Raw genomic sequence first — 20691 nt, 5'->3', positions numbered from 1 at the left:
CATCAATGTGGCAATTAATGATGTCAAAACTAGCGCCGCCCGATCGCACGGGAGCATACATTCGCCCCAGCAGCAGTTTCCGCAACTTTGTCAGCACTGCACCAGACAACCCTCACCAACCCGCTGCGGGACGGTATCGCCTCTTCGTGGGTACGGGATGCCCTTGGGCGCACCGCACTCTGGTGACGAGGGCGCTCAAAGGGCTGGAAGATGCGATATCGGTGTCTATTGTGTATCCCTCGGAAGGGGGAATGTGGGTGATGGAGTCGGAGACTTTTGGCTGCAATACGATGCCGGAACTTTACCAGTTGGCTTTACCGGGCTATCAGGGGCGGTGTACGGTGCCGGTGCTGTGGGATGACTCGACAAACGCGATCGTCAATAACGAGAGTTCGGAAATTATTGTGATGCTAAACTCGGAGTTTAACGAGTTTGCGAGCAATCCTCAAATGGATCTTTATCCTCTGGATTTGCGAGAACAAATTGACGAGTGGAATGAGAAGATTTACCAATCGGTGAATAACGGCGTTTATCGCTGCGGTTTCGCGCAATCTCAAGCTGCTTATGATTCGGCTTGCAGTGAATTGTTTGCTGTTTTAGACGAGATCGATCGATCGCTCTTGAGGAGTCGTTATCTTTGTGGCGATCGGGTGACATTAGCAGACGTGCGGCTTTTTACTACTCTATTCCGTTTTGATGCCGTTTACTACAGCTTGTTCAAATGCAATGTGCGCCGCATTCAAGATTACGAGCATTTGGGAGCTTATCTGCGCGATTTGTACCAGTTACCGGGAGTTGCTGGCACTTGCGATTTGGAGGCTGTCAAACGCGATTATTACGGCAATTTGTTCCCGCTGAATCCCGGCTGCATTATCCCCGCTGGGCCCGATCCGGCGAGTTTGCTCAAAGCTCACGATCGAGAAAAAGTCGCAAAGAAAGCCAGTTTTTGAACGAGTTGGCGCGGACTCGCTCTTATTCTTAAATTTCACTTTTTGTCTGGTTTACTTCTTCGTCTTCAATTTCAAAATTAATTCGTTCGTAAATCTCTCTCAGCGACATTTGAAATTCTACGGATTCTAGGGTCAATACCGATTCGTCTGAATCATATTCTGTTAATACCCATTTGCCATTAGAACTTTTAGCAAATTGTTCAATGTGATAGCTGTATTGGTCAATTAAAATGTATTCTCGAAATTCCGGGATTGATCGATAGACGAGAAATTTACCACCTCGATCGTAGTCTTTGGTTGAATTGGATAAAATCTCAACGATTAGCAGAGGATTTGTGACAATTGTTTTGTTACTTCCTTGATAGACTGGTTCTCCTTGAATGACGATGATATCGGGATAGACGTAGCGGCGAGTTTGGGGTATCCACAGGCGCACATCATTGATAAATGTCTCGTAATCTTGACCATTCACAGTCAAGGGGAATTTGCGAGAAAAATTCAGTGCAAGTTTGTTGTGGTTGGTTGTTCCGCCTGTCATTGGTACGATTTCCCCATCATGGTATTCACTTTTGTCGATCGCACTTTCTTCTAATGCGAGATATTCCTCTGGCGTGTAGTAGCGTTTTTCTGTTTGTGGTTGCTTTTCGGTTGCTGGTTTTTCTTGGGTTTGCATTGTCGTTCCCTTCTGTTCTCAAGTGATTTTATGATAACAGCGATCGCATGATCGCATGGGACTCAGAGACAGGCTTTCTTACCACAATCGGGCGTGAAGATGCCAACATTCTCGCAGAAACCCGGTTTCTTGGATTAGGCCCGCAGGACCCTCAGAAACCGGGTTTATTAACAAAATCCGGCGTGAGGATGCCACAATTATCGAAGAAATCCGGTTTCTTGGACAACGATGATTCGGCTACTTCCTAGCTTCCGGACAAAATCTCTTCGAGTGCTAATCTCAGCGTCGGATATTGATATTGAAAACCGCTAGCTAAAGTTTGTTTTGGCAACACTTTCTGGCCTTCCAAAACAAGTTTTGCCCCGTCTCCCAAAAGCATTTCTAAAGCAAAACCTGGCACCGGCAACCAAGAAGGTCGCTTTAAAACTTCTCCTAAAGTTTGACACAATTCATTCATCCGCACCGGATTTGGTGCTGTCGCATTCAAAACGCCTTCAACTTGCGAATTTTGCAAAGCGTACAAAATTAAATCAACCACATCCTCGCGATGAATCCAAGAAAACCACTGTTTTCCTGTCCCAATCGGGCCGCCTGCAAATAGTTTAAAAGGTGGCAGCATTTTTGCCAAGGCGCCTCCCATTCCCAAAACTATCCCCAGCCGCAAAATTGCTAGCCGCGTTCCCGCATTTTTTGCAGGTTGGGCTGCTGCTTCCCAGTCTTTGCAAACTGCTGCTAAAAAATCGTTTCCCGCGAGGCTCGTTTCGTCAAACTCAGCGGTTTCGCTGGTTCCGTAATAGCCGATCGCCGATGCGCTAACAAACACCGATGGTCTAGGATTAGCATTGACGATCGCCTCGACCAATTTTGCCGTCGTCAGTTTGCGACTGTCCAGAATTTCCTGCTGGCGCGCCTCCGTCCACCTTTCCTCCGCAATCGGAACCCCTGCTAAATTGACAACACCATCGCAGCCAGCGATCGACTTTTGCCAATCACCAGACTCCGCAGGAGTGTAGGCGACAACTTCTAAATTCTGATAAGCTGAAGCCGGAAAAACTCGGCTAGCCTTCGCCGCATCCCTGCTCAAAACCACCACTTGATGTCCCGCAGCTTGCAGCTTCTCCACCAGCCGGCTACCTACAAATCCCGTTGCTCCCGCGATCGCTACTTTCATCTTTTACCAATAATGCACAGTTCTAGCAGTTTAGACGATCGTCCAAACTTGTCTTTGATTATACAAAACTAGAGAGCAGGCCCGATCGCCTCCCCACAAGCCAAGTGTATTTTCATTAAACTGATAAAGGACGCGAGGAACACAAACCATGCCTGCAAAAAAATCAAAGCTTCTAATTGCTGCCTCCATCGCCGCAGCAGGTAGCGCTGCGGTCTACTTTTACTTCCAGGGTTTGAGCCAACAAGTATCCAACCCTCAAGACAGCGCCAAAGTTGTACCCGACGAAGCAATGATGGCCGCGTTTATCTCCCCCAATCCCCAAGCGCTGTCACAATTGCAGCGATTTGGCACGCCAGGGGCTCAAAAGTTGGTCGGTCAGGGTTTGAAGACCTTTCAAGAACAAAGCTTGGCAGGCACTCAAATCGACTTTGACAGGGACTTAAAACCTTGGTTAGGGGGGGTCATGGTCGCTTTGCTGCCCCCTGATGCTGTGACGAATACAGAGCCTCCAAAACTGCTGGTAGTAGTGAGCGTCAAAAATAAAATTAGCGCTTGGAATTTTGCTAATAAATTAAAATCTCAGCCCGGTGCAACTACTCAAGAAACCGAGTATAAAGGAGTTAAAATTTTTGAAATTGCAGAGCCAACTGGCAAGCGCTACAGTTTGGCTTTGCTGAACGACCAATTAGTGATGGCTCCTTTGAAAAAGCCTGTGGAATTGGCGATCGATACTTTTAAAGGAGAACCCTCCCTGGCTACGCAGCAGAGTACAACTAAGTTTTTTTCTGAGAGTGCTGGTGTCAAGAATCCGATCGCAACTGTTTATATTGCTGACTATCCGGCGGCAATTGAGCAATTGAAAGCTAATTTTTCCGCCGATATCCAGTTGCCTTGGACAGTGTTTTCGCAGTTCAAACAAGTGAAGTCTTTGGTTGCGGGAATTGGGGCGGATAGTGAGGGATTGAGGGTAAAAACTATTGCTCAGTTAGACCCTAAATTCGTGCAGCAAAATCCACAATTTGCATCGAAATTGTTGCCCAGATTTCCCGTCGAAACCATTGCGTTAGTCGGTGGCAAGGGAATCGATCAAATTTGGTCGCAAGCAACCGCTGAGGCACAAGATAGCCCGGAAGTTGACAGGGGAGTTCAGCAGGTGAGGAATAGTTTTAAGCGGTTGGATTTGGATGCGGATCGAGAGGTTTTTGGTTGGATGAATGGGGAATTTGCGATTGGGGCGATCGGTTCTAATCAAGGCATTTTATCTCAGTTGGGCATGGGGGCGGCGATGATTTTTGAAACTAGCGATCGCCCTGCAGCCGAAGCAACCCTGAAAAAACTCGATGCGATCGCCAAAAGCAATCCTACAGTCAGTGTCGCCCCCAGACAAGTTCAAGGCAAAGAGGTTACGGAGTGGCAAATACCCCAGCAAGGCACTTTATTCGGGCACGGTTGGCTGAATGAAAATTCTGTGTTTGTAGCTTTCGGCGGGCCTTTAGTTGATGTGATTACTTCGACGCCACCCCAGCCGTTAAGCAGCAGTCCAAGTTTTCAGGCGATCGCTACTTCTTTACCGCGGGCAAACCAAGGTTACTTTTACATAGATATGGAAAAAACCATGTCTTGGGCTAACCAATATTTGCTTGCTGTACAGCCAAATTTAATTTCACCGCCTGCTGCTGAATTGCTCAATTCTCTCCGAGGAGTTAGCGTAGCCACAGCTTCTACACAACCGACAACTGCTGAGTTGGAGATGCTTTTTGCCTTCAAATCTAACCGGTAATTTTTCCTTCTATCCTTCTATCCCTTAATATCCTTTCCGGTTGCATCGGAATAATCAAATCGAGTCAACAGTTAACACTCAACCATTCAGTTTTTCGACCGGCCCGTCAACAGTCAACAGTCAACAGTCAACTATTCCGGAGGAGTGCAACCGGAATTGATATAAATCCCTTACACGACTTCATGGCCGGAGTTTTTTCTGACAAAAAAAAGATGCTGCCCTCAATGGAGGGCAGCTACTCAAATAAAGCATCTTAAAGTCTCTCAAAACTTCAGAATTAACCTTCAGACATTCCCGATTTATTGGGCAATTGCAAATCATCAGGATCTACATAGTGACAAACTGCTTTGTCCATGCAAATTAATGCCCAGCCAGATTTATCTATGCTCATCAACTTGTAAGAAGCGGGCTGAATAAAGAAACCTTTGTGGTTCCGGGTTGCTGGTTTGATGTTAACGTGGCTGTCAGTGCTCATGTTTTTACAACTCCTAGTATTATCCTAATAAAATCTGAAAACCGCTGAGCGGATTTGGCAATCGTCTAAGTTTTCAAATACTAGCACTGACTTCCTGAGTTTTCCATAAAGTTATTTATTGATTTATTACGATGTCGTAATAAACCGCACAGCCGATTTCTTCGATCCCCGCCCAAAAATCGACTTGTTTGCGTGGTTACGGCTCCAGAAGCCACTGTTTAACGCGGGCGAGACTCTTCCAGTCGGGTTTTCTCTTTAATCCTTCTTCAAAATTTTTTTTAACTTCGTCGAGCAACTCTTCCGAAGCCATCACTAATTGCTGAGCCACTTCGACGTGGGGGCGCACTCCTTTTTCTTTGAGATCGAGGATCGCTACTGCTAGGTTGATGCGAGCTTGGGGGTCATGAGGGTTCAATTTAACGGCTGTTTTCGCTGCCTTTTGAGCCGGTGCAGGTTTATTTTCCAACAGGTAGAGCCACGCGAGGCTAGCCCAGGCATTGCCATTTTTGGGAGCTTTTTCGCACACTTCTTTAAACACGGGGATCAGATTAGCCGGGGCTTCGCCAGCTTGGTAGCGATCGAAACCGTCTTTAAACAATTCTTCAGGGGTCATTCGATTTTAGATTTGGGATTTTAGATTGTAGATTGGAAAGAGCATTGGGTGCAGGACGCAGCAAGGCAGTCCGAGGCATTCTCAGCAATTAGCAATTACCAATCCCCAATGCCCTATTTTCCAATTTATGTAGAAAAAGAACTGCCACAACCGCAAGTTTGAGTTGCGTTGGGGTTAGTAAACTGAAAACCGCCCCCGATCATAGCATCGCTGAAGTCGAGAACCAAACCGTAGAGATAAAGAATGCTTTTGCGATCGCAAACTACCTGAAAACCGTCGTAGTCGAACACTTCATCGTCGGATTTCACAGTGCTTGGATCTGCGAAATCCATCACGTAGGACATTCCAGAGCATCCGCCCTGCCGCACCCCTACCCGCAAGCAGAGGTCTTTACCTTGTTTTTCTCTCAGGGCTAAAACTTGACGGACAGCAGAGTCCGTCATTTGAATGCCGCGCTTTTCAGAAATGGCTTGAGTCATAATTTGCCGAACTCCTGAGACTGTCTAATGCAAAGAGTTTAATCTTATTGCTCCATTGTACAGGCATTCGCCGGAAGGCATTCGGTTAGATGCTGAAGACCGAATTTTTAGCTTCTAATTTTTAATTAGCGTGGGGCCTCGTTCCCAAGCTCGATGTCCTCTCCCCCTATAGGGTTTATGATTGATAAGCAGCGGTTGACCGGCTACCGGCACCGCAACAATGCTTCACCCAACGGGCTTACTCTATGGCAGCGCTGAATCGCACTACTCTTCGTCGGCTACAAAACTTACCTCAAATTCCCAGCGTGTGGGAGGGCGATCGCCGACCCTTGTCTAATGCTGACTCGCACATGATGCTAGATGACGACGACGTTCTAGAAGCAGGTGGCGAGTGCATTCTCTGGGTCGATGGCTCCGAAGGAGTCGTGAGGGCTATGGACATGGTAGGCCCAGATGCCGGCCCAGAGGCGATCGTCCGGGCCCTGCTACGGGCAATGGAACATCCCCAAAGTCCGGCTCCCGCAGTCCGCCCCCAAAAAATAGTAGTCAAAAACCGAGAAATTCAATTTTATCTGCGGGGCGTACTTCAAGATTTAGGCATTTCCATTGACTACGTACCGGAATTGCCCCTAATTGACGAAATATTTCGCGGCATGGAAGAGGTCGCAATCAACAGACCTCCTGAGTTGCCCCCTCAGTATGCTGAAGTTTTAATGGAAAAAGCTGCTCAAATTTGGCAAGATGCTCCGTGGCGGACTTTGAGGGAACATCAAATTATATCTATTGAAATCAATCAGTGGGATGTCGCCAGCCTCTACGTGTCTGTATTGGGGCAAGGCAGAATGGATTACGGAGTTTTACTGTACCGTTCTCTAGAATCCTTGAAACGGTTTCGAGAACGAGTCGTCAACGATGAATCTTTTGAAGATTTAGAACAGGCTTTTTTAGGGCAAGACTGTTTGTTTGTTACCTTTGAAAGTGCCGCAGATATTGATGAGGACGACGAGGACGACGAAATTGATTTAGCCGATTTGCCTCCATCGGAAATTGAACCAAATTTCGGCAACCTACATCCTTTAGAAGGATTGCGATCGATTCTTTACGAAGAAGAAGCCCTCACGATGTTAGTTGCTCTCGAAGCCTTTCATCGCTTTTTCCGCAACGGCCGCCGGAAATTGGGTTCAGACACTTTTCCCACTCTTAGCAGCCGCTACCGCATCCCAGTGGCGCAGCCTGACGGAGAAATTCAACAGGTATCCGTTAAAGTTTCCACGATGCCGGATGTTTCAGACGAATTATTACAGATGCTCGGTGATGACGATGATGACGATGATGACGATGATGAGGAATTTGACAAGCCACTGCTGCGGGACGATTTGGTGCCGCAAAATTCATTTTTGAGTCTCGGCGCCGTACCTTGGGAAACGGTAGATTTCCTGCGCCAAAGTGTCCAGTTTCACCAAGGTGCAGAAGTTGATATTAATACCGCCGGAGATGGTTTGCCGGTGGTGATGATTCAAACTTCTCATCCAAAGGCAAAAACTATGATTCAGGATTTGAAAGAAGCTGGAGGTGTGAAGGGAATTGGTTTTAATCCGGGCGAAAATCCTTTTCAGGATGAGCAATTCGACTTGGGTATTTTGCAAACTAAAAATGGAGAGTTGTATTTGTTTGGGGAGTTCAATGAAGACGATCCGGTGCATCAGGAAGCTCGCAAGAAGTGGGACCGTCGCTGTAAATTAACCAACGGTTGGTGCGGTTTGATTATTGCTAAAGGGTTGATGGGTGCTTCTCGCGGTCAGCCTCAGTTTAAGGATATGATCGCTTTGCTTGAGGTGCGCTGGGTGTCTGCTAAAGAGTTGGGAATTGGGCCACTTCAGTTAATGCCGATGTTTTGAAGGAAGAAGGAATAAGGAAGAAGGAAGAAGGAAGAAAGAATAAGGAATAAGGAAGAAGGAAGAAAGAATATGTAAAAGTAATTTGTAAGGTGCGCCCCAGCGCACCCTAGGTTTTAAATTATAAAGGAAAATGATTATGTCAAATTCTACTCAAAAGCGAGAAGTGTTAGTCGCCCTTGATGCTGAATTCGCGGAGAAAATAGACCAGCTTACTGATGATTGGACGGAGGCTATCGAACAAGCTCTCCGTCTCTGGTACGCTAAGCAAATAGAAGATAAGTTGCGGAAGTTTTATCAAAACCGCAGCCAAGAAGATATTGAGTTTGAGGAAGAATGGGCAACATTTGCTCAGGAACAAATGGAAGAAATTTTAATAGAGGAAGGTCTTTGATACAATGACAGAAGCTTATCCGCGACAAGGCGAAGTTTATCTTGTTAGAGCTTTGCGAACGATCGGAGATACCAAAAAGCGTCCTGTTGCTGTCGTTTCCATAGATAGCCGGAATGAATTGAGCCGTACTGTACTGATTGTCCCTTTTACTAGCGATTTGAGAGGGGGCGAAACTCCGACTCGGGTTTTGATTCCGCCTGGTGAAGGAGGGTTAGAATCTGACTCGCTGGCTGTCTGCGAGCAAATTATAACTGTCCAAAAGACTTATCTGGAACAAGGCCCTTACGGTCAACTTAGTGCCGATGTCCTAGCAAGAGTTCAGAGGGCTATACAAATGTCGATCGGCATTTACGAACTTTAATAATATTTCTAATATTCTAAATTTTGTTACAATTTGTAAAAATACTGTAAAGGATAGGTAAAATGCGGGTTGCGATCGCAGGTGCGGGACTGGCTGGAATGACCACAGCAGTCGATTTAGTGGAGGCCGGCCACGAAGTAGAAATTTTTGAATCCCGCCCCTTTGTTGGCGGCAAAGTCGGCAGTTGGGTAGATCCCGACGGCAATCACGTGGAAATGGGTTTGCACGTCTTCTTCGGCTGCTATTATAACTTATTTGCTCTGATGAAAAAAGTGGGAGCATTTGACGATTTGCTCCTCAAAGAACACGTCCACACTTTTATCAATCGAGGCGGCGAAACCGGTTCTTTAGATTTTCGCTTTCCGGTGGGTGCTCCTTTGCACGGATTGAAGGCATTTTTTACTACATCCCAGCTATCCGTACAAGACAAAATTCAAAATGCGATCGCCCTGGGAACTAGCCCGATCGTCCGAGGTTTGATAGACTTTGACGGGGCAATGAAAACTATCCGCGATTTGGATAAAGTTAGCTTCGCTGACTGGTTCCGCAGTCAAGGGGGCAACCAAAACTCGCTCAAAAGAATGTGGAATCCGATCGCCTACGCACTGGGTTTTATCGACACTGAAAATATTTCAGCCCGGTGTATGTTGACAATCTTTCAATTCTTTGCTTCCAAAACCGAAGCCTCTGTCATGCGGATGCTGGCTGGTTCTCCCAACGAATATTTGCACAAACCCATTGTGGAATATTTGGAAAGCAAAAGAGCAAAAATTTACACGCGGCGCAGAGTCCGAGAAATTCAGTTTGAAGAAGGCAAAGAAACCCGCGTCACAGGCTTGGTAGTAGCTAACGGCGAAACAGAAGAAAATATTACCGCAGACGCTTATGTTTTTGCATTAGATGTGCCTGGAATTCAGAAAATATTGCCCCCAGCTTGGCGCAAATGGTCAGAATTTGACAACATTTATAAATTAGATGCTGTGCCAGTTGCTACAGTACAATTGCGGTTCGACGGTTGGGTAACGGAACTAGAAGACGAAGCCAAGCGCAAGCAGTTGAGCCACGCTGTAGGAATCGATAATTTGCTATATTCAGCAGATGCAGATTTTTCCTGTTTTGCTGATTTGGCGCTGACAAGTCCCAAGGATTATTATAAGGAAGGACAAGGTTCTCTGTTGCAGTTGGTGTTGACTCCGGGAGATCCGTTTATTAAACAAAGCAATGAGGCGATCGCCCAACACGTACTTAAGCAAGTTCAGGATTTATTCCCGTCAGCGCGGGAATTAAACATGACTTGGTACAGTGTAGTGAAGCTCGCTCAATCTTTGTATCGCGAAGCACCGGGAATGGATGTTTTCCGCCCAGCTCAAAAAACTCCGATCGCCAATTTCTTTCTAGCAGGAAGTTACACTCAGCAAGACTACATTGATAGTATGGAAGGAGCGACACTTTCAGGCCATCAAGCGGCTAAGGCAATTCTCGAAGCTTACAGTCATTAGTCATTAGTCGTCTCGATCCCCCCTAACCCCCCTTAATAAGGGGGGGACAAGAGTGTTCTCAAAGTCTCTCTTAATAAGTGGGGGAGGAACAGTGTTCTCAAAGTCCCCCTTCTTAAGGGGGATTTAGGGGGATCTAGATTCGACAATAAACGAGAAAATCCACAATCTAAAATCTAAAATCTAAAATCTAAAATCCCATGACTGATTGGTTAGAACACAGCGTCCAAGTAGAAGTAGCAATTCCCATCGAATTAGCGTGGCAACTCTGGTCAGATTTAGAGCAAATGCCGCGCTGGATGAAGTGGATAGAATCTGTTCATGTTCTCGAAGAAGATCCAGAATTGTCTCGCTGGAAACTCGCAACAGGCGGGTTAGAATTTAGCTGGCTTTCTAGGATTCTAAAATTAGTGCCGAATCAGATAATTCAGTGGGAATCGGTAGACGGTTTGCCAAATCGAGGTGCCGTAAGATTTTATGATCGCAAAGACAGCAGTATCGTCAAGCTGACAGTAGCTTACGGAATTCCCGGCTGGCTGGGAAAATTGATGGATAACCTATTTCTGGGCCGCGTGGTTGAATCGACTATTCAGGCTGACTTGGAAAGGTTTAAAGAGTATGCTCTGAAAGTAAAAGCCACATCTTAAATTCTGAGGACTAAAGTCCTGTGGTTTTTAATTGTAACGCGAGAGTCGATCGCCCTTTGGCGTCAGTATCATAGAGATGTGCTGCTGATTCCTTCTCGGTTTAGTTATGAGTTATTGCCTAAACCCCGCCTGTCAAAACCCGCAAAATGCCGATCGTACCCAATTCTGCCTGAATTGCGGCTCCAAACTGTTGCTCAGAGAGCGTTACCGCGCCATCAAACCCCTGGGGCGCGGCGGTTTTGGTCGCACTTTTTTAGCAATAGACCAAGACAAACCCTCAAAACCCCGCTGTGCAATTAAACAGTTTTTCCCGCTATCTCAAGGTACCAGCAGCAGCGAAAAAGCAGCAGAATTATTCAACCGAGAAGCGGTGCGGCTGGACGAGTTGGGGAAACACCCGCAAATTCCCGAATTGTTGGCGCACTTTCAGCAGGAACGCTATCAGTATTTGGTACAGGAATTTATAGAAGGTCAGAATTTACAGGAAGAGTTGGCGCGGACTGGGCCTTTCAGCGAAAGTAAGATTCTCAGTCTGCTGAAGGATTTATTGCCAGTATTGCAGTTCGTGCACGATCGCAGTGTAATTCACCGAGATATTAAACCCCCCAATATTATCCGCCGCCGCCTTTCTCAAACTCCCATCATTTATACTTACCCCACATTAACCGGGGAATTAGTTTTAGTTGATTTTGGCGCTGCAAAAGTTGTGGAGGGTTTGAGAGAAACCGGTACAGTCATCGGTTCTCCCGAATTCGTGGCGCCGGAACAAATTAGAGGTCAAGCGGTTTATGCCAGTGATTTGTATAGTTTGGGAGTAACTTGCATTTATTTGCTGACTCAAATATCTCCTTTTGATTTGTTCGATATCAATCAAGATGCTTGGGTTTGGCGAGACTTTTTGAAGGTTCCAATTGATCCGAAATTAAGTCGCATTCTCGACAAAATGATCGAATCGAGTCTCAGTCGGCGCTACAAATCTGTAGCTGAGGTATTGAAAGATTTGCAGCCGCAGCAGTCGGCGGGGGCGGGCACGGGGGCATCGCCCCTACCAGCGCCTAAAATTTCCGTGCCGCAGAGGACACCGGTGGTGCAGAATGCAGTGCCGCCAACGGTTGCAGGCACAATTTTACCTGTGCCGCCGATGCAGCGGGTTGTTCCCACACGCGCGCCCACTTGGAGGTGTGTTCATACTCTGGTAGGGCATTCTAATGCTGTTACGTCGGTAGCTTTCAGTCCTGATGGTGCGACTTTAGCTAGTGGCAGTGAGGACAAGACGATTGAGATGTGGAAGTTGGATGCGGGTAAGCGCTGGTACACTCTTACGGGTCATTCTGACTGGGTGACTTGTGTGGCGTTTAGTCCTGATGGCGCGAGTTTGGCTAGTGGTGGCAGGGACAAAATGATTCATATTTGGGATTTGAATAAGGGTAAGTGGTGGTACGCTTTGGCTGGTCATTCTGACAGGGTTTCTGCTGTCGCGTTTAGTCGGGATGGTCAGGTTTTGGCTAGCGGCAGTCGGGACAAAACTGTGCAGTTGTGGAATTTGAATAAGGGAAGGCGGATGTCGGCTTTGACTGGTCACGCTGGCGGGGTGGAGGCGGTGGCTTTTAGTCCTGGCGGGGAGTTTTTGGCTAGTGGCAGTCGGGACAAGACTGTGCAGTTGTGGGATTGGCAAAATAATCGATCGATTTGTACTCTGGCGGAGCACGGGGATTGGGTGCGGGCGATCGTTTTTGCTGCGAACTCCCCCAACTCCCTTGCCGGCCCGACCCCCCCCAGCCCCCCCTTGGTAAGGGGGGGAGTAGGAGAAGGATTGACTTCCTCTGTGTCCCCTGCCGGTCAGGCCCCCCCCAGCCCCCCCTTGGTAAGGGGGGGAGTAGGAGAAGGATTGATTTTGGGGACGGGGAGTCGGGATGGTACGGCGAAGCTGTGGCGGGTGGATGGACAGGGGCGAGGGACGCTGTTGCGGAGTATGAGGGACAATTCTGGGGATGTTTTGTGTGTGGCGTTGAGTCCCGATGGTCGGGTTTTGGCGACGGGGAGTCGGAATGGCACGATTTATTTGTGGGATGCGGGTACGGGGGGTTTGCTGGAAATTCTGACCGGCCACGGGGGCGAGGTTTTGTCGGTGGCGTTTAGTTCTGATGGGGGGAGTTTGGCTAGCGGTGCGGGCGATCGAACTGTGAGGATTTGGCGGGGGATTGGGCATTAGGGGCGATGTCAAGAGTGTCCGTCTAAAAAATCTTATATTTATGCTTGACAGGCGATCGAATGTTCTGCTACATTAGGAATTCGTGAGGACGCATAGCTCAGTTGGTTAGAGCACTACGTTGACATCGTAGGGGTCACTGGTTCGAGTCCAGTTGTGTCCATCCCAAAACCCGCTTTCTAGGCGGGTTTTGAGTTTTCTATAACCTAATGGGCTGCTATAGTATTCTCAATCAGGGGTGACAATAAGTGACAATCCCAGACATTAAATGCGATAAATCTGCGATATGCCCAAAGGTTCTGTAAATGTAGAAATTTTCAAGGATCGGCTACGGTTAGCGTGGTCGTGGGAAGGTAAACGCTTTTGGCTCTACATTGGTTTGCCTGATACGATCGTCAATCGTAAAGTCGCTTCTATGAAAGCCAGCCAAATCGAGCTAGACATTGCTAGTGGTAATTTTGACCCCTCCCTCGCCAAGTACAAGCCCCAGAAACAAGAATCTATTTCTGTTTCTGAGCTTTTTGACCAATTTGTCGAATATAAACGCCGTAAAATTGAGGCTGATACTTTTGCTAAATATACTGCCTTTCAGAAACACGTTTCTGTGTTTTTCAAAAGCAAAACAACAATTTCTGTTTCTGAAAGTGTTGCTGAAAATTTTAGAGATTGGTTATTGTCCGATCGCTCCCTTGAACCTGTGACGGTACGCGAACGGATTATCATGATGAACGCTTGCTGGGAATGGGCACACAAAAAGAAGCTGGTTCTCGAAAATCCTTGGGCTGATGTTAAGGTTTCAGTCCCGCCAAAACAGCGCCCCGAACCGTTCACCCTTACAGAAATGAGCGCCATCGTTCATAAATTTCGTTCTGACTCAAACTTCAGTAACTACGCGGATTATGTGGAGTTTAAATTTGGCGTCGGTCTTCGCACCGGGGAAGCTGCTGCGCTGCAATGGCGACATTGCTCACCTGAATGCGATCGCATCTGGATCGGAGAAAGTTTGAGTAATGGTGGCTCTCGCAAATCAACCAAAACTAACAAGGCGCGCACGGTGCCGCTAACACCAAGGCTGCAACAGCTATTACTTGATCGGCGACCAATTGAGACGCTGCCCGACAATTTAATTTTCACCAGTAGCGAAGGTAGAGCGATCGACTCCAAAAATTTCTGCAACCGCTACTGGAAACCTGCGCTTGCATCCCTTGGAATTGATTACCGAAAACCTTACAACACCAGGCACACGCTAATTTCTCACGGCTTGGAAGCTGGCATGAATCCCGTGGCGATCGCATCCCTCACTGGCCACAATGTTCGCACTCTGTACGAAAACTATGCCGGATTGGTCAACTCACCACAATTGCCTGATTTTTTCCCGGTTTTGAACCCGGTTTCAGATGCTGATTTTGTGGTAATTCCATCTGATATCTCTGAATAAAACTCAGATGTTCAGGATGATTAATATCCCCATTACAACTTATTAATTGATTCAACAAAATAGGATTATAGAGAATTTTCCCGCTTGGGTTGCGTCCCCAGTGAATCCCTTCTATAAGTTTTTTTTGTTGTCGGTATCGCATTAAGGTTCGATCGCAGCAGTTGAGAATTTGGCAGGCAGTCTTTGCATCACAGAAATTATTCATTTGGATTTTGATTTGAATTGAGTAAACTTTTGATTACGTTGTCTTTGATCATGTTTTGTCGCATTAGTTCAACTAAGAGGACTCGTGCTTCTTCTACTGAAAGTGATTGAGCTTGAGAAGCGTAGATTCTTAATCGAAGTTGTTGCTCAAGTGTGAGGTCAATAGTTGTCATGATTCTATTTTCTCAGTTCGATCTTTTTCGGCAATCAATAGGTTGATTCGATCGCGAACTTCAGCAGTTTCTCCAGTCAGCCAATTCACTATTACCTCTCTCTGGTATTTAGTCCCTGGCGCTTTCCATCCATACATCTGAGTCAGTAGATTTTGCAAGTGTTCTGGGTAGTATTCGGGCCACCAAATAGTAGCTATCTCTCTTAGTTTTTCAGCATCCTTCTCATCTATTCCTCCGGAGATAGCTGCTGGTTCGGTTGTTGGTTCGGGTGTTGGTTCGGGTGTTGGTTCTTCCGTTCTCTCCGTTGTCTCCGTTGTCGGTTCTACTATTGGCATTGTCGATTCCGATGTCGTTGGAGCTAGTGTCGGAGTTGGTGTCGGGTCTGGGGAAATCAATCCATTAAAAGCGGTTTTTTCATCAGCGGTAAGGGAGTTCCAGACTTTCTGGCGATCGGCTGCGCCTTTGCTGCAAACTTCCTTGAGCATGGTCTGAATATCAAGAGCTGTTTCTCGATCGCCGACTTCGATCGCTAGCCGGATATATTCGACCAGATCCCCTGTTTCGTTGTTCTGTTGAGTCTGCTGATCAACCTCATTTTTTGAAAATGGCTCCAAATTTTGAGGTCGATCGCTAGGTTGATCACCTTGCTGTGCAAAGGATTGATCAACCTGATCAACCTGATCAACCTTGTTACCAAAACTAGGAAAATCTTTCGCTGCCGTGGAATTACTAAAAGCGGAAGCAGCCATCCAGTTTACTGTTCCTTTCGAGGTCGGATTCGAGGTCGGATTCGAGGTCGGATCAGAAGTTGGATTCGAGGTCGGATCTGAATTTAGTATTTTTTCAGAAATAGGATGATCAGGTTGATCAGGTTGATCAAATCCTTGTGTAGCAGGGTGATCAACCTCGTGATCAACCTCCCTTTTTAAGGGGCTTTTCAAAACTTGAGGTTGATCAGCAGCCTCAACAGGGATTGAATCAGCCTCAAATTCGGCGTCAAATTCGGGGTCGGATTCAGCAAGCTCAAGAGGGAGGGAGACAGGTTCGGGTTCGGGTTCAGTTTTGCACCAAACTCGAACTCGTTTGCTGGATATCGATCGAAACTCTCGCTCCCACCCAAATTTTTTGAGGATGGCGGAACAGCGCATCTGATGCGATCGCTCTTGTCGGCTCAGGTCAACTTGGAGATGAGTGAGAAGGTCGCTGAGTCGGATATATTCGCGGTGTTCAATAAAATTTTCGATGACATCTTCCCAGGGATCTGATGACTGAAACTCTTGAGCAATGTGTTCGGCAGTTTCTTCATCTTCATAGTCAAGACAAGGTTCTTCGCCAGATTTGTAAGCCAGCATCGCAGCAGCCCAAATCGCATCTCGTTCTTTCTTAAGCAATTTAGTATCAATCCGGTGCTTGACCGGAATTACCCAAAATCGCCGGTTGCCTGTTTCATCAGCGAGAAATTCTTGCTTGTTGGTGGTTGCGACAATGATGCTGGGTCGGTTGAAGTCTTCAATATCTCGGCAATATGGCGGTCGAATTTTGTCTGTTCCGGTGGATAAAAAAGCTTTGGTTGCACTGACATCGCGCCGTCTGAAAACACTCTCTAGCTCTGCCCATTCTACAAACCAGGCTTGGTGCAATTTCAGCCGTTCATCTTTGTCAGAAACAGTTCCCAGGGAATCGTCAAAATATTTGCCTCCCGCCAGCACCTTAAAAAAAGTTGACTTTCTATAGCCCTGTTTCCCTTGCAGAATCAGAACTGTGTCTATTTTGCATCCTGGTTCAAACGTTCGTTTCACAGCACCAATTAATGTTTTTCGGACAAACATTTCATAAATTGGATCGTTGACACCAAAATATTTTTCAGCGAGACTATCTAAAAACGAAGTATCTGGTGCTGGTGGCAAAGAATTTAGATACTCTTCAATTGGTGAATACTGATTTTCTACTGCTATTTCTGTCAGGATATCTTGAACATCTTCTCGACTGGATTTGACGAGAATTCCGTGTTTGATTGCGAGTTGAATTCGCACTCGATCGAGTGATACTGGTGTACCGTCAATTTCGATTCGCTTGCTGAGTTTATTCAAGCGAAGCCGTTTGCCAAATTTTCTAATGATTTTTCGGTAATCCTGAATCATTCTGTTATCTGAATTTAAAATATTAAATTCAGGTGATGAATCAGAGCTAGCAGCAGAATTAGGAGAGTTACCCAAATCAGATTCAGCCTCTGCCTCCAGTAGCGAAACTAAATGATCGGGTTGCAAAGACTTAATGAATCGCCAGTATTCACCTTTAATGCAGCTTTCAATCCCATCACTAACATATTTAGAGATGCTGGCGATCGGATTCGACTTAACTGCGTAATTCCAGATTTGATCCCACTCTTCTTGATCCCAGCCACCGCCGGGAGAACAACGCCGACAAGCATCAAGAAATAGAGTGTAGGCATCCTCATTGGTTACTTGTCCCAGTCGGCTGAACTCAGATTGAACTCCAATTAAATCCCGTGCCAGTGTTGCCATTGAGGTATTTCTGAGAGTCGCTACTCCATTCAAAAATTCCTTGTTGGGCTTTCCCAGACCGCACTGTAGAGAAATTGGCACCGGCACCGGAACAGTGATGTCTTTATACCGTTGAGATATTTCCTCCGGTGTCGCAGTTAGAGTTGCGGTGGCAGTGCGCCCCGTCGTGGCATTGGCACTGTCTAAGACAGTAGCGCTGTGGGTGGCAGTGGCAGTAGCAGTGGTAGAAAATTGCAGTAAAGCTTGGTGCTGTTCCTCAAGTTCTCGTTGTTTCCGAGCGAGTAACTCTTGATAGAGAATGAGAAGTCGAGCGCGCAAATCACTGTAGCTGTAGCGAGTGCCGGACTCTTCAACAAAATCGGTTTTAACGGGTTCGCGATCGGGCTTAACGTGCCACGCACCCGCGAGCCGAAAAACACGACTGGGATTTTTATTGCTCTCGTCTGCTTCCATGACTTGAATCAGAAGCACTTGCAGTTCCCGCCATTGTTCCGGTGCGATCGGCTCCTCGAACAACCAGTAGGGCTGCATGGACTTATCACCGCTAAATATGGTGAAGGTCGGTTCAACGAAACCTATATCCCTCCACTTTTCAAATTGTTTAGCTAGCGGGATGTCGTCCCATTCACAAAAAATGGCACAACATTGTGTAATGTCAGCATCGCTGTGTCCATCTTTCCCTGAACCTGTCTCTGCACCTGCGCCATTGACTACAACATAAACACCGCGGTTATCGGCTTGATATTGTTCAATTTGTTGCCAGTTGAGGCCAGAGAGTTTCCGACCTTTATCTTTTTTCTTGCGTTCGTCAGAATGGTGATAGAAAAACCTTAACAAAGCTTGCCCTGGTTGATAACCCAACAAAGTTAGGTGTTTCTGTGCCAGTTCACGATCGATTTTCATTTTTTGTAACTCCAGAATTTGAATTTTTTGTAACTAAAGCTTGCAATTGATTACGCAAACGATAGATTTCCTGATTGACCAATGATCGTTGTTCCTCCAAATCATTAATTTTTTCTGTGAGTCGTGTAATTTTTTGGGTTTCAATTGCCTTAACTTCGTTGGTCGCGAAAGTACCTTGAGCTGGATCTGACCAATAGCACTCAGCACACAAACCGTTAGTCAATAAACCGAAACGTCTTTTCCCGTTTTTGTGATAATTCGATCGGCACCATCCGTTTTGAGTCATTTAAGCTTTTCCTGAGTTTTATTTTCATCCGCTTGCATAATCAAGCTTTTGAAGCAAAGGAGTCCATTGCTCTGAAAAGATTCTGGGGTTTTCAAGCGTGGTTTTTCGTTCAGGAGTGCGATTTGGTTGTTTTCACTGCCAGAATAGTGATGCAACAGGATTGGGGCTGCAATTCCATCCTGTTACTGAACTTTATTAGGAGCGAACACTCATGTACGCTATGATATAGTATAGAACATGAGTGTGCGTTAATGCACATGGCAAAAAAATTAGATGACCAAAGTCTTATGTACCTGTACAAACGTTTGGGCTATAGCCAAAAACAATTTGCCGAGATTCTGACTCGGCGGTTTGCTGAAATAGGGAGTGGGCGCAAAGTTACTCCAAAAAGCCTGAGAGAGTGGAATAACGGGGCGTTTGAGCCTCGCCTTACACCCCGTGAAACCCTGGAAATGTGTCTGCTCTTGCAGTGCAATCTCTACGACCTGGCTCAAGCCACTGGCAAAAAAAGAGTTGTCCAGCTCGAAAAAAAAGCCTGTTGAAAAATAAGTAACAAAAACATAGAAACACGTCTGTGCGTTTTTTAGTGTTTTTGTGTTATCTTGATTCTAGAGCCGAAGAACTTCTCAACTCGGAAATATAGAGTTAGGAAGTGCAGAACCTTATTGTCAAAAATGGAGATATTAAGGTGAAATAACGGCGAAAAAATAAGGAATAATGGTGAAAATAATGGCAAAATTACCGACAACGTTTCAAACGCTTGACTTGACAGGATTTGAGTTCGATCGCAGTCAACAATACACAGGAATCAGTCGAGAAATGATTGATTTTACGTGTGCTGTGCTCAATAAAAATCGTATAGGCATTGTGGTTCGGAGTGTGGGTGCAGCGCTCAAGGAAATTTACGGAATCGGAGGGAGCACCGATATTATCTGCAAATTGCTGAAAGAATGGCGTACAGATAATCTGTCGCTGATGAAGCAAGGAAAATCAGAGAAGGATTTAGCAACAGCACTGTTGGAAGCAGCGGACGATGGTTTGCTGGAGGACTCCGAAATACCTGAAGATATTCTCAAGGTTTCTCATCAAATGGCGATCGCGTTCTACAGACTGGCTTATCAAAAAGCTGATACCAGCGTGAGTGGCGATCGGATGAAACAGTTAGCTCAGGAAAATGAGCTGATGCGTCAACAACTCAAAGATTTTCCTCAAAATCAAATGGAGTTGAAATTTTATCTAGCAGAGTATGAACGCCAACGAAACGAACTTCGGGAAGCGTACATGAATCTGAATAAGCAAAAGTTGACCGATTCTGAAGAATTTCGTCAGCAGTTAGATTTGCTTCAAGCCGAAAACAATGAATTGAAAGCCAAATTGACACTTGCTGAAAAACGGTTGCTCGAAGTTGCAGAATTTGAAAATGCTTCTCGCGATCGACTCAGTGAGATATCCAAACTTAACGGTCAAATCGAAGCACGAGAACGAGAAGTGTCGAGTCTGCATTCTCAAATCCAAGCTCTACAAGCACAAGTAGGCGAGAAACAAGTCCTAGAAGCTCAACTAGAACAAGTGAGAACTCAGCTAAGAGAAGCTTCAACAACAATCACTAACCTGCAAAGTCAACAAAAAGTTAGTGGGGCTTTAGAAGTCGATCGAGAATTTGATGATAGTGATGATGGTATCGTTACAGACGCACAGCTTATGGTCGAAAACGAGACTTTGCATGGTGACTTGTCTGATGCTCTCAAAGAAATTGAAGAATTGAAAAGCATGATAGCTCATTTATCACCTGTTATCACTCCTGACAACACTTCTGATAACGTTTCTGAGAATGTTTCTGAGAATGTTTCTGATAACGTTTCTGATAACGTTTCTGAAAAAACTCCCAGTAAAAGCAAGAAACAAAAACTTGCTCTTGTTCACTAGAACCAGAAACAGAAGCAAAAACTCAGTAACAGCTTTGAACAACTGTTACTGAGAAAAAAGAGAGAAAGTTTGGGTTTCGGGGTTGGAGTTTTA

At 46.0% G+C, this 20691-nt stretch carries 19 protein-coding genes and 1 tRNA gene; 12 read left to right on the top strand and 8 right to left on the bottom strand.

What is annotated here, in order from left to right; all coding sequences use genetic code 11:
* The first annotated feature begins 5 nt into the window (after positions 1 to 5).
* Positions 6 to 950, top strand: a complete 945-nt coding sequence (locus QT979_RS06140; RefSeq protein ID WP_333308792.1) for a glutathione S-transferase family protein — start codon at positions 6 to 8, stop codon at positions 948 to 950.
* A gap of 28 nt (positions 951 to 978) precedes the next feature.
* Here the strand turns inward: QT979_RS06140 and QT979_RS06135 are convergent, their stop codons facing one another.
* Both QT979_RS06135 and thyD read right to left on the bottom strand, forming a co-directional pair.
* On the bottom strand, positions 979 to 1623 hold the full coding sequence (locus tag QT979_RS06135) for a Uma2 family endonuclease (RefSeq protein WP_333308707.1): 645 nt from the start codon (positions 1621 to 1623) through the stop codon (positions 979 to 981).
* A 244-nt stretch (positions 1624 to 1867) separates the two neighbouring features.
* Positions 1868 to 2794: a thylakoid membrane protein ThyD gene (gene thyD, locus QT979_RS06130; protein ID WP_333230583.1), complete on the bottom strand. Its 927-nt coding sequence runs from the start codon at positions 2792 to 2794 to the stop codon at positions 1868 to 1870.
* Positions 2795 to 2942: 148 nt separating this feature from the next.
* Between thyD and QT979_RS06125 the strand changes: the two genes are divergently transcribed.
* The gene (locus QT979_RS06125) at positions 2943 to 4574 is read left to right on the top strand and encodes a DUF3352 domain-containing protein (protein ID WP_333308705.1); all 1632 of its coding nucleotides are present in this window, start codon (positions 2943 to 2945) and stop codon (positions 4572 to 4574) included.
* A 277-nt stretch (positions 4575 to 4851) separates the two neighbouring features.
* On the opposite strand, the gene QT979_RS06120 is transcribed toward QT979_RS06125, so the two are convergent.
* From QT979_RS06120 to QT979_RS06110, 3 genes are all read right to left on the bottom strand, one after another.
* Positions 4852 to 5049 carry a hypothetical protein gene (locus QT979_RS06120; protein WP_006632682.1) on the bottom strand — a complete coding sequence of 66 codons (198 nt, stop codon included), beginning with the start codon at positions 5047 to 5049 and terminating at the stop codon, positions 4852 to 4854.
* A 196-nt stretch (positions 5050 to 5245) separates the two neighbouring features.
* On the bottom strand, positions 5246 to 5662 hold the full coding sequence (locus QT979_RS06115) for a tetratricopeptide repeat protein (RefSeq protein ID WP_333212545.1): 417 nt from the start codon (positions 5660 to 5662) through the stop codon (positions 5246 to 5248).
* 125 nt (positions 5663 to 5787) lie between these two features.
* Complete coding sequence (locus tag QT979_RS06110; RefSeq protein ID WP_006632680.1) at positions 5788 to 6141, bottom strand: HesB/IscA family protein; 354 nt, start codon at positions 6139 to 6141, stop codon at positions 5788 to 5790.
* A gap of 245 nt (positions 6142 to 6386) precedes the next feature.
* Here QT979_RS06110 and QT979_RS06105 point away from each other — a divergent pair, with 245 nt between their 5' ends.
* The 8 genes from QT979_RS06105 (at position 6387) to QT979_RS06070 (ending at position 14581) form a co-directional block, all read left to right on the top strand.
* Positions 6387 to 8039 carry a DUF6930 domain-containing protein gene (locus QT979_RS06105; protein ID WP_333212546.1) on the top strand — a complete coding sequence of 551 codons (1653 nt, stop codon included), beginning with the start codon at positions 6387 to 6389 and terminating at the stop codon, positions 8037 to 8039.
* Positions 8040 to 8175: 136 nt separating this feature from the next.
* Positions 8176 to 8430, top strand: a complete 255-nt coding sequence (locus tag QT979_RS06100; protein WP_333212548.1) for a hypothetical protein — start codon at positions 8176 to 8178, stop codon at positions 8428 to 8430.
* Between the two features lie 4 nt (positions 8431 to 8434).
* Positions 8435 to 8791 carry a type II toxin-antitoxin system PemK/MazF family toxin gene (locus QT979_RS06095; RefSeq protein ID WP_333212550.1) on the top strand — a complete coding sequence of 119 codons (357 nt, stop codon included), beginning with the start codon at positions 8435 to 8437 and terminating at the stop codon, positions 8789 to 8791.
* Between the two features lie 62 nt (positions 8792 to 8853).
* Positions 8854 to 10290, top strand: coding sequence for a 9,9'-di-cis-zeta-carotene desaturase (gene zds / locus QT979_RS06090; protein WP_333230587.1), 1437 nt, complete (start codon positions 8854 to 8856; stop codon positions 10288 to 10290).
* Between the two features lie 197 nt (positions 10291 to 10487).
* The gene (locus tag QT979_RS06085; RefSeq protein ID WP_015175311.1) at positions 10488 to 10934 is read left to right on the top strand and encodes an SRPBCC family protein; all 447 of its coding nucleotides are present in this window, start codon (positions 10488 to 10490) and stop codon (positions 10932 to 10934) included.
* Between the two features lie 106 nt (positions 10935 to 11040).
* Entirely contained in the window at positions 11041 to 13146 is a 2106-nt protein-coding gene (locus QT979_RS06080; RefSeq protein ID WP_333308701.1) for a serine/threonine-protein kinase, read from the top strand.
* Between the two features lie 86 nt (positions 13147 to 13232).
* Positions 13233 to 13306: transfer RNA gene (locus tag QT979_RS06075), tRNA-Val, on the top strand.
* A gap of 123 nt (positions 13307 to 13429) precedes the next feature.
* Positions 13430 to 14581, top strand: a complete 1152-nt coding sequence (locus QT979_RS06070; protein WP_333308699.1) for a tyrosine-type recombinase/integrase — start codon at positions 13430 to 13432, stop codon at positions 14579 to 14581.
* A 197-nt stretch (positions 14582 to 14778) separates the two neighbouring features.
* Here QT979_RS06070 and QT979_RS06065 read toward each other — a convergent pair whose 3' ends face one another.
* From QT979_RS06065 to QT979_RS06055, 3 genes are read right to left on the bottom strand one after another with little or no spacing between them, the layout of a single operon-like run.
* Positions 14779 to 14958 (bottom strand): NblA/ycf18 family protein, encoded by a 180-nt coding sequence (locus tag QT979_RS06065; protein WP_333041339.1) that lies wholly within the window; start codon positions 14956 to 14958, stop codon positions 14779 to 14781.
* The gene (locus QT979_RS06060; protein WP_333308696.1) at positions 14955 to 18386 is read right to left on the bottom strand and encodes a VapE domain-containing protein; all 3432 of its coding nucleotides are present in this window, start codon (positions 18384 to 18386) and stop codon (positions 14955 to 14957) included. Before QT979_RS06060 ends, QT979_RS06065 begins: the two co-directional genes overlap by 4 nt.
* Positions 18370 to 18672, bottom strand: coding sequence for a hypothetical protein (locus QT979_RS06055; RefSeq protein WP_333308694.1), 303 nt, complete (start codon positions 18670 to 18672; stop codon positions 18370 to 18372). Before QT979_RS06055 ends, QT979_RS06060 begins: the two co-directional genes overlap by 17 nt.
* Before the next feature lie 257 nt (positions 18673 to 18929).
* Here QT979_RS06055 and QT979_RS06050 point away from each other — a divergent pair, with 257 nt between their 5' ends.
* A complete protein-coding gene (locus QT979_RS06050; protein WP_333308692.1) occupies positions 18930 to 19214 on the top strand; it encodes a transcriptional regulator in 285 nt (94 codons plus the stop codon).
* Between the two features lie 187 nt (positions 19215 to 19401).
* Entirely contained in the window at positions 19402 to 20598 is a 1197-nt protein-coding gene (locus QT979_RS06045) for a hypothetical protein (RefSeq protein WP_333308690.1), read from the top strand.
* The last annotated feature ends 93 nt before the right edge of the window (positions 20599 to 20691 follow it).

The sequence above is a fragment of the Microcoleus sp. w2-18bC1 genome, from assembly GCF_036700365.1.
GTDB lineage: Bacteria > Cyanobacteriota > Cyanobacteriia > Cyanobacteriales > Microcoleaceae > Microcoleus.
The sequence above is the reverse complement of the archived record's forward strand: the minus strand, read 5'-3'. Positions and strand labels throughout refer to the sequence as shown.